This window comes from Lentibacillus kapialis (assembly GCF_014646635.1).
Taxonomy (GTDB): domain Bacteria; phylum Bacillota; class Bacilli; order Bacillales; family Amphibacillaceae; genus Lentibacillus; species Lentibacillus kapialis.
This window is the reverse complement of record NZ_BMNQ01000005.1, coordinates 1-12,993: the sequence shown is the minus strand read 5'-3', so window position 1 is coordinate 12,993 and position 12,993 is coordinate 1. Positions and strand designations below refer to the sequence as shown.

Annotated in this window: 9 protein-coding genes; 8 read left to right on the top strand and 1 reads right to left on the bottom strand. The window is 43.7% G+C overall.

Annotated features, from left to right (window positions below; translation table 11 throughout):
• Position 1: 1 nt before the first annotated feature.
• Complete coding sequence (locus IEW67_RS03565) at positions 2 to 844, top strand: carbohydrate ABC transporter permease (RefSeq protein ID WP_188631688.1); 843 nt, start codon at positions 2 to 4, stop codon at positions 842 to 844.
• 662 nt (positions 845 to 1,506) lie between these two features.
• Complete coding sequence (locus IEW67_RS03560) at positions 1,507 to 2,448, top strand: DMT family transporter (RefSeq protein ID WP_229671657.1); 942 nt, start codon at positions 1,507 to 1,509, stop codon at positions 2,446 to 2,448.
• A gap of 157 nt (positions 2,449 to 2,605) precedes the next feature.
• On the opposite strand, the gene IEW67_RS03555 is transcribed toward IEW67_RS03560, so the two are convergent.
• Positions 2,606 to 2,935 carry a YrhK family protein gene (locus IEW67_RS03555; RefSeq protein WP_229671656.1) on the bottom strand — a complete coding sequence of 110 codons (330 nt, stop codon included), beginning with the start codon at positions 2,933 to 2,935 and terminating at the stop codon, positions 2,606 to 2,608.
• Between the two features lie 175 nt (positions 2,936 to 3,110).
• Between IEW67_RS03555 and IEW67_RS03550 the strand changes: the two genes are divergently transcribed.
• The 6 genes from IEW67_RS03550 to IEW67_RS18315 all read left to right on the top strand — a co-directional run bounded on the left by IEW67_RS03550 (position 3,111) and on the right by IEW67_RS18315 (position 12,576).
• Positions 3,111 to 4,607 (top strand): TIGR02677 family protein, encoded by a 1,497-nt coding sequence (locus IEW67_RS03550; protein ID WP_188631687.1) that lies wholly within the window; start codon positions 3,111 to 3,113, stop codon positions 4,605 to 4,607.
• Positions 4,607 to 5,770, top strand: coding sequence for a TIGR02678 family protein (locus IEW67_RS03545; RefSeq protein ID WP_188631686.1), 1,164 nt, complete (start codon positions 4,607 to 4,609; stop codon positions 5,768 to 5,770). Before IEW67_RS03550 ends, IEW67_RS03545 begins: the two co-directional genes overlap by 1 nt.
• Positions 5,763 to 9,908, top strand: coding sequence for a TIGR02680 family protein (locus tag IEW67_RS03540; protein WP_188631685.1), 4,146 nt, complete (start codon positions 5,763 to 5,765; stop codon positions 9,906 to 9,908). The genes IEW67_RS03545 and IEW67_RS03540 overlap by 8 nt, the downstream gene beginning before the upstream one ends.
• A 17-nt stretch (positions 9,909 to 9,925) precedes the next feature.
• Positions 9,926 to 11,188, top strand: coding sequence for a TIGR02679 family protein (locus tag IEW67_RS03535; protein ID WP_188631684.1), 1,263 nt, complete (start codon positions 9,926 to 9,928; stop codon positions 11,186 to 11,188).
• Positions 11,189 to 11,325: 137 nt separating this feature from the next.
• Positions 11,326 to 12,105, top strand: a complete 780-nt coding sequence (gene fabI / locus IEW67_RS03530; protein ID WP_188631683.1) for an enoyl-ACP reductase FabI — start codon at positions 11,326 to 11,328, stop codon at positions 12,103 to 12,105.
• 381 nt (positions 12,106 to 12,486) lie between these two features.
• Positions 12,487 to 12,576, top strand: a complete 90-nt coding sequence (locus IEW67_RS18315; RefSeq protein WP_308430705.1) for a putative holin-like toxin — start codon at positions 12,487 to 12,489, stop codon at positions 12,574 to 12,576.
• Positions 12,577 to 12,993: the final 417 nt, after the last annotated feature.

Here is a 12,993-nt window from a genome sequence, read left to right as displayed (position 1 = left end):
TGTGAAACGGAGTATAGGTGAAATCATATCAAGAACTGGAATTCGAATACCGTTAATATTATGGTCTATTGCTGTGCTTTATCCGATTATCTGGATGTTTATCGGCTCATTTAAATCAAATGCCGAGATTTATGCCAATCCCTGGGGGTTGCCGGAAACATGGAACTTCCAAAACTTTGTGACAGCGTGGACCGAATATAATATCGATACAAGTGTGTTTAACAGTTTGATTGTCACTGTCGTGGGCGCTTTACTGACATTGGTGTTGGCTATACCGACTGCTTATGCACTCGAACGGATCCGCTTTAAAGGAAGTAATTTTTTATTCACATTATATATTTCAGCGATGATGATACCGATGGTGCTTGGCTGGATTCCATTGTTTTTTCTGTTGGCACAGTTTAATTTGTTGGATAATATTTTCGGGCTTGCGATTGTGTATGCAATCAGTCAGTTGCCGTTTTCAATATTTGTGCTCACCAGTTTTATCAGTACGATACCAAAATCGCTTGAGGAATCCGCGGCTATGGACGGCATGACGCCATATGGTGTACTATGGAAAATCATCACACCGCTCTCCATGTCCGGGATTATCACCGTGACGATCATGAACGCGATTCAATTTTGGAACGAATATTTTATGGCGTTGATTTTCCTGCAAAGCGAGGAGAATTATACATTAGCACTGGCAATTGATTTTATCAGCAGTGAAGCGCAGTATACAAATGCATGGGGGACATTGTTTGCCAGTCTCGTTTTTGCGATTGTTCCGGTCATTATTTTGTATTCTGTTTTCCAACAGCGTATTGCAAAAGGTATGACAGAAGGGGCTATCAAAGGATAGTATGGCTGATAAATGGGGTGCTCCGCAACAGTGCAGAGCACCCCATTTTATGTAACGTCAGAAAGTAAAAATTATCGACATGCTTATAAAATAAAAAAGTCCTGTTCACCAAAATCTATGGCTGACCAATCAGATGTCATTTTGACTGGTTCGTTTTGACTTTAGCAGTCGCTTCGGAAAAACACTTGGGTGCTCGTCGTGTTGCAAGCATTTACAGTGAAGAAACATTTATAAAAAAGCTTCGACATTCGCTATACAAGAGGCGAATGCCGAGCTTTTCTAATCAAAAAAACGGTGTCCCGACCAAAGCGGGGCACCCAAAGGTTATGAAAGAGGGGGTATCTTTCAACTTATATTCATCATAAACTAATAAAGTTAACATGTCTATCCAACTTCATGATTAAAAATATTGCCCAAGTCTGTCAAGTGATGTCGAATGACCTGGTTGAAAAGTAGGAGATTGCGCCAAAGGTTGTCATGATTGCCGAAAGTTACTATACTAATAGGGGTTGTTCAAAAAGTCCGGTACAAGAATACTTCGAATGTCTTCGTTGGCTTGTTTCTACGCTGCTCGAGCCTGCGCCGCCTTGAACTTCTCGATCCTTGTTATCCTCCTTTTTGAATTCGCACTAATAGTATTATGTCATAAAAAGAGGTTTTTGATGATGGTTAATATGATAATGAAAAACAAATGGGTCATATGGGGGTTGATTCTGCTCATCACAGTCATTTGGGGCTATGCATGGGTGTTTATGAAAGCTTCATTGAATTTCATGGGTCCGTTCGCTTTCTCGGCATTCCGGTTTGGAACAGGCGCCATTACATTGTTGCTGGCTGTATGGCTCTTAAAGGCGGGTAGACCGCCCCGCAGTATGTGGAAACATTTAATCATCGTCGGGCTTCTTCAAACCACGGTTGTGTTTACGTTTGTCATGTATGGTATGCAGTTTGTCGATGCCGGCAAGTCTTCTGTCCTACTTTATTCAATGCCGCTGTGGAGCAGTTTATTTGCCGTGAAAATCCTGGGCGAAAAAATTACATCGGGAAAAGTATTCGGTCTTGCTGTTGGTATGTTAGGTCTTATGACGATACTGGGATGGGATATAGTTTTTGAACAGGATGCCGGAGTCATTTTCGGTGAAGTGCTGATTATTGTTGCAGCGGTTGCATGGGCCGGATCCAACGTATATTACCGGTTAAAACTTAAAGGTATGACACAGCTCCAAGTTTCCGCCTATCAGATGCTATTCGGAACAATTGGTATCGTTATTGCCACGCTGTTTGCCGAATGGGGTGAGCCTGTTAAACTTACGGGCGAGAGCCTTTATTACATACTGTTCACGGGTGTATTGGCCTCTGCCTTATGTTTTACCGTTTGGTTTATTCTTTTGAGTATCATTGATATGGTAACTGCTACTCTATCAACATTGCTTGTCCCGGTATTTGGTCTGTTTTTTGGCTGGTGGATGCTGGATGAGGATTTGACGAACAGCATTTTGATCGGATCGGCCATGATTATAGCCGGAATCGCAATTGCCCAAGTCTTTGGTAAAGAGAAAGTACAGGAGGATGTTGTGCAAGCTGAATCTGCATTCAAGCACTGAAAATCATAAAAGATTCATCATCTTATAGACAGGAATTGCCCCGGTCTTATGTACCTCAAAGCGTTTTAAAACCTGACTATGTACAGTTATTTGTATAGGCTATTGCACTAAGCACTTGAGTGCAATAGCCTAACTAAACGACTTTTGTCCAAGGCTCCTAGGAGTTGACTTTTTCTAAATGGACCTTTTGGCCAATCCGAATGAATGGGCGAACAAGCAGTTCAATACTGCCTATAAGAAACAACCATGTTCCGGCTTCCGTGGTAACAGTCCAAAAGAAAAAAATACTGCCAACAATAAACCAAATAGCGATGAGTATATCATTCAAATTATAGAAGAATTCGTACCGTTTTTTGATCACAATCTCATGCTCTCCGAAATGAAGATCAATCTCGGGATTTGTATTCTGATTCAACTTGCTATTAGTAGCCATTAATGCATCACCCCACCTCTTCAATTCCCGATTCTCTAATCTATATAACGTCATGCAGAAGCCTCTCCCTTCCTGAGAAGGCATAGAGCACTCCACTTAATGTCGATGGATGAAATGAAGGGATACGTTGAAGTATGAGCATTTACTCGAATTACCGCAACAGAATGTATAGACAGATAAGAACGACGGACGTACAATATAAGAAAGTCGAAAAATGCGAGTGATAAAGATGCAGACACAACCTTTTAAAAAAGTGCAGGAAGCTTCCTATCTGACTGCGGACAAAGCATGGAGTTACCGGGCGATCCTGCGTTATTTTTATATACAGCACGAGCGGATGCGTGAATTTCTTTTTCCCGAAGAAATTTTGACACATCTGAAAGATATGGACGGTTTTCAGGATTATACGGAAGATCAGCTGCATCAGGATCTTGATCAACTTGTGAAGTGGAATAACCTGATTGCCCGGCAAGAGATGAGCAGAGCCAGTACGATTGAAGAATTCAAGAAAAAGCGCTACCGCTATCAATCAACACCATATACGATTGAATTCGAACGGATGCTCCAGGAAATGGAGAAAGGCGGCAACGTTTTCGGCGGATCGCTTGAGCGAAAAGAATTTGAACGGCTTTATCAGGAATTACTGAAAATCGAGGACATGATAAATAAGGATAGTTTGCCTTCTGCTGATGAATGTTCACAGCTTTGGAATGATATTTTCGCCTATTTTCGTTCAATCAATCAAAACACGTCCGATTACATGGCACACATTAACAGTGAAGAGGCTGAAGAACGGATGCAGACAGAAGCGTTTCTTGCCTATAAGGATCAGTTTACGACCTATTTACGCGATTTTATTATTGGTCTTCAGCAGACAGCTTTGAAAATTCAAGAGCTTCTTCAGTCAATCAGCCTTTATCAACTACAGCCGCTGATTAATCAGGTCATTATTCATCAGCAGCAGATTCCGCGGTTTGAGGATATCGGTTTAGATGGCAAGGAGTTAATCACCGATCAAGAAGAAAAATGGCGCAGTTTATGTGATTGGTTCCTTGGCAATGCACACGGTGAAAGTAATTTGGAAATGCTGCAAACAAGGACGAATGAACAGATTCGGCGTATTACCCGAGTTGTCCAGCGGTTAGGCGAACGTCATCATTATTTCCGAAGCCGTAAAAAAGATTATCTGCATTTGGCGGAGTGGTTTGATTCAATGGAGGACGTCAAAGAAGCTCATGAGTTGTCGTCGGTTGTATTTGGACTTTTCCATACAAGACACCTGTTCAGTGATCACGTACCGACAGATGATATCTATACCGATATTTGGAATGAGGCACCGATGGAACATGAAACAAAGCCACGCATCCGGAATTACCGCGAAAAAACCAAACCCGGTGCCATCATCAGTCAGCAAAAGCGAAAGGATGAAGCACGCGCTGAGCATTTGCGCGAAAAGCAGCGTGAACAAGAAGCGTTAAAGCAGTATATGAATGGGGATAAGATCGAGCTGGAAAATTTATCGTCTGTTGAGCCATTTGCCAGAAAAATGTTCCTAAGCTGGATTGGCAAGGCAATGGCCCAGAAAGAACGGACCTTTAAAACGGAATATGGCCGCCGGATAAAAGTCATCATAGAACCAGGCAAGCGAATTGTATTACACGCGCAGGACGGTGATATCGAAATGCCGCATGTAACATTTCAATTTCTGGATGAGGTGAAGCGTTAATGGAAGCCAAACAATTTGATGAAAAAGCAGAGCGGGCGCTTGCACTGCTTCTAGAAAAATTTTGGGTGTTGCGTCTTGAAGAGCCGGAACTGTACCAAATGATACGCGAACGCGAAAAAGTTTTAAAACGATACGTTGATGACAAGCTTGGTTTTGAACTGATTGTCCACCAGCATTTCATCAAGCTGGAAAAAATTCCGGTTGAACCAAAAAGCTGGATGGGGATTCATGATTTTCAGGAACCTCGGGATTATGCGATGTTTTGCTGTGCGTTGGCTTTTACAGAAAATCGGTCGGTCGAGGAGCAATTTTTATTATCAGATATTTGTGAAGACATCAAAGATCTGTACCCGGGTGATTTCCCGCTTGACTGGACAAACTATCATCATAGGCGGTCACTCGTGCGTGTCATTAAAGTGCTGGAGAAGCTTTCAATTCTCAAATCAGTTGAGGGTGAGATTGACCGGTTTGCGATGGATTCTGAACAGGAAGTATTGTATGAAACAACGGTTTATGCGCGTTATTTCATGCGTTCTTATCCCAAGGATTTATTTGAGTACAGCACAGCCGCGGAAATTCTGGCAAGTGAATGGGAGCGCCATGAAGCAGACGAGCGGCGTAAGCGGGTCTACCGCAAATTACTCATTTCACCGGTTGTGCATCGCGAAGGCGACGATGATCCCGACTTTGCCTATATCCGTAATTTCCGCAACCGGTTACGGGAAGATATTGAAGAACACACACAATTCCGGCTGGAAGTATTCAAAAATGCTGCTGTATTGGTGGCGGAGGAACGGAAACAGGAATTGACACTTTTTCCGGATCAAAAAGCGCTTATGGACGTGGCCCTTCATGTGGCAGGTTATTTACGCAGTCAGAATATACATCAGGCGGATGAACTCGGGAAGATTCATGTATCACGCATTGCCTTTGAAGACATTGTCGCTGACGTACGGGGTATTTATGGCAAAGGCTGGAGCAAATATTATCGGGAGTCTACTATCCGTGCTGTTACGAATGAGCTGATAGATTTACTGAGGGACTGGGAAATGCTTGAGATTGAACCTGTGACAAATGCACTTATTATTAAGCCGTTGTTCGGACGGGCAATCGGGCACTATCCGAAAAACTTTTCGACAAGTGAGGATGAGAGACATGAATAAACATCATAAATGGCAAATGAATCGGGCAGGCCTGTTGAATTTCTGGTATTATGACGATGAAATTTTTGATTTCGCGGATGGAAAGCTGTTGCTCCGAGGTTCAAACGGCTCCGGGAAATCTGTCACAATGCAAAGTATATTGCCGGTTTTGCTTGACGGAAAAAAGTCACCGGATCGGCTTGATCCATTTGGGTCAAGAGCACGAAAAATGGAAGATTACTTGCTGGGGGAAAAAGATGTGGTCGACCGGGATGAGCGGACCGGCTATTTATTCCTCGAGTACAAGTGTGAAGATACGAATCAGTATATCACAACAGGTATCGGTCTTCAGGCGCGCCGGCATAAAAACATGAACTTCTGGGGATTTGTCATAACGGATAACCGCCGTGTCGGGAAGGACTTTGCCTTGTATGAAATGGCCTATAATGGTGGTGAGAAACAGCGTATCCCACTGTCGCGTGTTCAGCTGGAAAACCGGATCGACAGCGGCGGACAGGTTGTGCGCACGCAAGGCGAATACATGAAACTGGTAAACAAGTATATTTTCGGGTTTGCCAATATGGAAGCTTATGATGATCTGATTAAATTACTAATTCAGCTGCGCAGCCCGAAGTTATCAAAGGAATTTCGGCCGACAGCCATTTATGACATACTCGAAGCATCCCTGCCGCCGCTGACCGACGAAGATTTGCGCCACCTTTCCGATACGATTGAACATATGGATCAGACGAAACAGCAAATCGAACAACTGGAGCGCGAACAGACGGCATTGGAAAAATTGCTGAAGCGGTATGATACGTATAATCAATACAAGTTGGCGGACAAAGCAAACCAATTTGTCGAGTCAAAAAAACGCTTCAACAAAGAAGAGAAGGCGTTTTCCGAAAAACGTGACAGGAAACAAGATCTGGAAGCAAGCATTACGGAATTGAATGAGCGCAAACATGAACTCAATCAGACATCAGCTGTACTTGAACAAAAACGGAATCGCCTGCAAAACCATAAAGTATGGAATCTGGAGACGGAAAAACAAAATGAAGAAAAAACATTGCAGGAAATCAGGAATGATCATGCCAACAAGGACAAAATGTTAACAGCGAAAAAACAGCAGGAACTTCGTGCAAAAGAAAGGCTGGATGAGTTCGAAGCGAATCTCGCAGAAGGTGCTCGGGAAATTGATGACAAGATCAACGACATGGACCAGGATGCAGGTGATGTTTCCTTCCTGCAGCATAGTCTGAATAAGGAAGACTTCCGCCGCAATCAACATACAGATCATGATTTCACCGTATGGAAAAAGGAAGCTGAAGCACATTATCAGGCGCTTGAATCCATTACAGATAAGCTCCGTGAGTTTGAACGAAAGAAAGACCAAATAGCTGAACTTGATCAAAAGATGGCTACGGCTAAACTGGAAAAGGATAGGCTGAAGCAAGAAGAACAAGATTGGTTCGATATTTTTGAAAAAGATAAACAGGATAAATTGTCAGAAATTCACGCATGGGTAGAGCGATGCGCTTATTTACCGATCAGTGCTGAAGTATTGCAGCAGACATCACGAGATCTGTACCGTTTGTATGAGCCGATTTCATATGAAAATATTCGTAGCCCGTTTGTCGAGGCCGGGAATGACCATCAGCTGGAAGTCAACAAACAGATTGCCCAAGACGACAGCCGGATAACACAACTTGACGACCATATTCGGACAAAACAGCTGGAATTGGATGAATTAAAAACCAAACGTGATCCGGAGCCGCCAAACCAGAAAGAAGAGACGCGCGATGCTCGCCGGACATTATCTGAATCAGGGCACCGGTTTACGCCGTTTTATGAGGCGGTGGAGTTTCAAAAGGATGTGCCGGATGATGTTCGCTGTAACATTGAAGCGGCATTGATTGATGCGGGTTTTCTGGATGCCCTGATCACTAACGCGGAGATACCAATTAAGCATGACCGTATTTTGCAGGCAAATCCGAATATGATGGCTCATACACTTGCTGATTATCTGCAACCGGATATGGACGACGAAACGTCTGTAAGCAAAGAAAAGGTCGATGCTGTGCTGCAGAGTATTTTAGTTGACCATGATTCTGCGGATAGTGCTTCGATCAATGGTGATGGTACGTATCGCCTTGGCCTGATACATGGGCATGCTACTCCCGTTGAAAGGGTGCGGTTCATAGGCCGCAATGCCAGGAAACGTTACAGGCAGGAGCAGATTGAGAATTTGTCGGTTGAAATTGACATGCTGGAAGACGAAAAACGAACGGTAGAACAGAACATCGAATCATTACGTTCCGATATTCAAAAAACCAAAGATGCAATCGCTGAATTCCCGTCTGATGATGACTTGTCGGAAAGTTTTTCCCAAATTAAAGAAAAACGTTTTGACATGAGTCAGTATGAGAAAAAACTCCAGGAAATGGACGGACAAATGAACACGTTGTATCAGTCATACCGTGATAATAAGAGTGAACTTGATGCGGAAACCCGCGAACTTGATCTGGCGTTTTCGTATGAAGCGTATCAGGAAGCGAAACGCATAATGAGGCAGTATGAGAAAGATTTGCATAGCTTAATCAACCAGCATACAACATACCGTCATACGATGTTGCAGCTTGAACAGGTTAAGACACGGCTGGAAGAGCTGACAGTGGAAGTCGATGATTTGCAAGGTGAATTAAACGTGCTTGCCGACAGGAAAACCCGGAAAGAACAGAATATCGCCGAGATAGAAAGACAGCTCGCGTCGGCAGGTGTTGACGATATACGCAAGCAAATTCGTGAGGTCCAGGAGGCGATCAGTACCACTGACCAGGAGCTCGATCAAATCAAAACGGATTTGCCGAAGAAGGAAGCGAATAAAGAGGTGCTGAACAATGAAATGCGGACAGCTTCAACAAAACTCGAATTTTGGACAAACATGATTGAAGCCTGGAAGACATCTTTTTGTAATGAGATAAATCTTGGTTTTGTTGAAATACCGGATCGGGAAATGGATCTAGAGAAAAAAGCAGAAACAATTGCCAAGCAATATAAAGACTTTTTGAAGGAAAAGGATGCGTCAACCATTGAAAGCCAGCTTACGAGTGTTTATTTTGAGCAGCAGTCAAATTTGATGGAATACCGTATGACCGATACCGAAATGCCTGCTTCCGAATCCGATTGGATGCATGGCGACTGGAGCGAAGAACAGCGTATTCAGATTAACAATTGGAAGCGAAAAGCAGATCGGCGTCTTATACAGCTTGATTTTCAGGGCAAACGTGTCAGTCCGTATTACATGAACGAAACAGTTGAAAGGGATCGCACGCAACAGCAGTCACTGCTCGATGACCAGGACCGCCAGTTATATGAAGAGATCTTGTTTGATTCAGTCGGCAAAAAACTCAGGAGCCGGATTAATCGTGCGCAGAATTGGACCGAAAAAATGGATAAACTGATGGCCAAAAGTGATTCCTCATCAGGTCTAACGTTTTCAATTAAATGGAAGCCCCGGACTGCCGAGACGGAAGCTGAAATGGACACAAAAGAACTGGTGGATTTGCTGCAGCGTGATGCCCGCTTGCTGAAGGAAGAGGATATCAATCAGGTCATTGATCATTTCCGCTCCAAAATCGAGCGCGCCAAGGAATTGGTTGAAGTCAATGGTGAGGGAAATACACTGCTGCAGGTGCTGAAGGACGTCCTTGATTACAGGAATTGGTTCTCATTCATACTTTCTTTTCAGCGGGAAGGCGAACCGAAACGGGAATTGACGAACCACGCCTTTTACAAGTTCAGCGGCGGTGAAAAGGCCATGGCAATGTATATCCCGCTTTTTACTGCCTGTTATTCGCGGTATCAGGAAGCTGATGATATGGCACCATATATCATTTCGCTTGATGAAGCTTTTGCCGGTGTTGATGAAAACAACATTCGCGAAATGTTTGAGATTGTTGAGCAACTTGGGTTTGATTACATCATGAACTCGCAAGTGCTCTGGGGTGATTATGATACGATCTCATCACTTGCTATCGCGGAGCTCATCCGACCCAAAAATGAAGGCTTTGTCAGCGTCATCCGCTATTATTGGGACGGCCATTCACGTCACCTTGCTCTTGGTGAAGCGGAAAGTGCTGCGGCAAGTCAGTCGTAAAACGGAGTGGATTTGCTATGGATAAAACATTAAATGAGGCTGTCATGTTTTTTAAAAGTGAGCAGGCCTACCAGAAGTTATTTGTGCAGTTTAAAACGAAATATGAATCCCTCGGCCGTATCGGAGGAACTGTCTCTGTACAACGGTTTTCGGATGAGGAATTAGAAGTGATTGGCGGCTTCTTTGGTGTACCGGCTTCACGATTGACGGAAAAGGGCTCAATTTCGATTACCGCATTTGAGCGCCAGCTTGCTGATACCCGGTTTGGTGGCATCGGATTGAAGTCATTGCTGGATGCGTATTTTGGTAAAGTGATCATTTCCAAAAAGCAGCGGCGACGAGAGAAGGAAGACGCGTTACAACGTTATGTTGAGGAGTTACGGGCAGATTATCTTGCATTGCAATTCTGGTTTGATTATCTGTTGCGAAATCGGGGCGAGGCGCGCTGGATATGGACGCTTGTTGACATGGCACACGATGATTTTGCTTCTATGATTGCAAATCTGGATAATGCATACAGGAACCTGCCGGATTCTCCGGAGCGGCTGCCGATGTTCAGTCAACGGATTACCGGAGATCCGCATACGTTTGATTTACATGCAGATCAGGGTAAACTGTGGCTTCATTTATTGGCTGTCGGGGCCGGTGTCACATTTCCTTCAACAACTGAAGATACGATTGAATTATTGCAAAGCTATCAGATTTACCGGGATGATTTGCTTAATTTCGTTACCTGTGCCGGACTTTATGCCGAAACGGATGTTGGCAAGCATCCTGTGTGGTATTCTGCAGTTGTGGAAAATACCGTTCAAATCGTTCCAATACGTGAATTGATTAAACTGACAAGCGTCTACCCATCACAGGGTTCTGATGTGTGGATTGTAGAAAATTCAGGTGTTTGTGGCACGTTGTTGGATTATAAACCGGATGCGCCGATTGTCTGCACGAATGGCCAGTTTACATTGGCTGCACTGATGCTGCTTGATAAACTTGTCGAGTCAGGATGTCTCCTTCATTATGCCGGTGACTTTGACCCTGAAGGCCTTGGGATGGCACAAAGGCTCTTGAACAGATTCCCGGAAGATCATATCACATTATGGCATATGGACACTGCCGGTTATACAGACAGCAAGCCGGTGAAAGAGTTGTCCGTGGAACGCCTCGAAAAGCTTAACCGAATAGAACATGCGGATTTGTTGGAAGTCGCCGATGCTATGCGCGAAAAAGGGAAAGCTGGTTATCAGGAATCGCTGGTAGGGCGGATGATAGAAGACATTTAAAAAGCAGAAAATTGGTGAATGGTTTGCTTCATAGTATAGTATTTTAATTAACTTAGAAGAACCCAACCTTTAACTCCTGATCATAATTGTGCTACATTATAATTATAAAACATATCCCTTAAATCGGAGGTACATATATGAATGCACTCTTAAAAGATAAAAATATTGTTGTGATGGGGGTGGCAAATAACCGCAGCATTGCCTGGGGGATTACACAATCTCTTCATAATGCCGGTGCGAACCTGATTTTTACTTATCGCCAGGAACGTTCGAAACAAAAATTGGAAAAGCTTCTAAGTAAACATGAGATTGAACCAAAATTGGTTGTCGCCTGTGACGTGGAAGATGATGACAGCATTGTACAGGCGTTTCAGGAAGTCGGTGAACAGGCTGGCACGATCCACGGACTTGTCCATTCTGTTGCATTTGCAAACACCGATGAATTGAAAGGTGACTATGCCGATACATCCCGGGAAGGGTATTTGATGGCCCAAAATATCAGCTCCTATTCACTGGCTGCGGTGACGCGGGAAGCACGTAAGTATATGACTGAAGGCGGTGGCATCGTTACCCAGACTTATATCGGGTCTGAACGTGTTGTTCCGAATTATAATGTGATGGGAGTTGCCAAGGCTGCTCTTGAAGCGAGCGTGCGTTACCTTGCCGAAGATGTCGGCAAAGATGGCATTCGTGTTAATGCAGTGTCAGCCGGGCCCATTAGGACCTTATCCGCCAAGGGAGTCGCAGGATTTAACGATAAAATGTCGGTTGTGGAAGAAAAAGCACCCTTGCGTCGTCAGGTTGATCAGGATCAGGTTGGCGATGCAACACTGTTTTTGCTTAGTGAATTGGCGCGGGGTGTTACCGGAGAAGTGCTTCATGTTGATTCCGGATTCCATATTGTAACCGGTGCATAACCCAAGCATTGTTGATCAGCGGGCGGGCATTCGCATGATGAATGCCCGCTCTCTCATTTCCTGAACGCGGTCACAAGGCGTTCGTGTTTTTGCAAATTTTATCCCGCAAATGAATTACAAGCCCCTTATCTTTCTGCATATATTAAAGCATGCCAGTATACAATTCACTCCTGTTTTATACTTGCCGGCGGCCGTATCCGCAGAAAATCCATTTACTGAAAATGATTCTAAATACCCAACAAAAACAGCAAATGAAACACATGTATCAAACATTTGTTCGTATATTCAGATGATTTTGTGCTATACTACCAAACAAGGGCTGTTTCTCAGAGGAAACCGGCTGACACGTCTTTGCAGTTAAAGGGGGTGAGGTTTCTGGGTATGTTTGAAGTTTTTATGGTACTGATTGGCTTCGGTACCTTACTCATTGGATTGCTGGCGTTAGTCGTGGATATCATCAACAAAAAATAGACCCCTCTAAACCCTGCAACGGACTAACAGAGAGGTCTATCCGTGAAAAGCCAAACCTCTGAAGGAATAGCTTAATGGACCACAGTGCCTGCTGTGGTCTTATTACTATATGCAAAACGCTTCCTACATTATACCCAGAAATAATAGTTATGAAAAGAGAAAAGGTTCAAGGTTGTTGTGCTTCATAGCCATTTTTTATAACGTCAGAAAGTATAAATGATGGATGACCTTATAAGAAGCTTCGGCATTCGCTATAAGACGAGGCGAATGCCGAGTTTTTCTAAAAAGATAAGAAAGTATATAATTTTTAGCCCTATTGATACTTCGTCGAATATTGCCACGTCCGGCTCTAGCACTAATGCTGTAGCGTGACTCCTCGATAAGTCAATAGCGATTCGCTTGCGCTCCTAAAGTGTT

What these genes read in the sequence shown, in the direction of transcription:
- IEW67_RS03560 (WP_229671657.1), top strand. Translation starts at nt 1,507, where the DNA reads ATGATGGTTAATATGATAATGAAAAACAAATGGGTCATATGGGGGTTG.
- IEW67_RS03555 (WP_229671656.1), bottom strand. Translation starts at nt 2,935, where the DNA reads ATGACGTTATATAGATTAGAGAATCGGGAATTGAAGAGGTGGGGTGAT.
- IEW67_RS03550 (WP_188631687.1), top strand. Translation starts at nt 3,111, where the DNA reads ATGCAGACACAACCTTTTAAAAAAGTGCAGGAAGCTTCCTATCTGACT.
- IEW67_RS03545 (WP_188631686.1), top strand. Translation starts at nt 4,607, where the DNA reads ATGGAAGCCAAACAATTTGATGAAAAAGCAGAGCGGGCGCTTGCACTG.
- IEW67_RS03540 (WP_188631685.1), top strand. Translation starts at nt 5,763, where the DNA reads ATGAATAAACATCATAAATGGCAAATGAATCGGGCAGGCCTGTTGAAT.
- IEW67_RS03535 (WP_188631684.1), top strand. Translation starts at nt 9,926, where the DNA reads ATGGATAAAACATTAAATGAGGCTGTCATGTTTTTTAAAAGTGAGCAG.
- fabI (WP_188631683.1), top strand. Translation starts at nt 11,326, where the DNA reads ATGAATGCACTCTTAAAAGATAAAAATATTGTTGTGATGGGGGTGGCA.
- IEW67_RS18315 (WP_308430705.1), top strand. Translation starts at nt 12,487, where the DNA reads ATGTTTGAAGTTTTTATGGTACTGATTGGCTTCGGTACCTTACTCATT.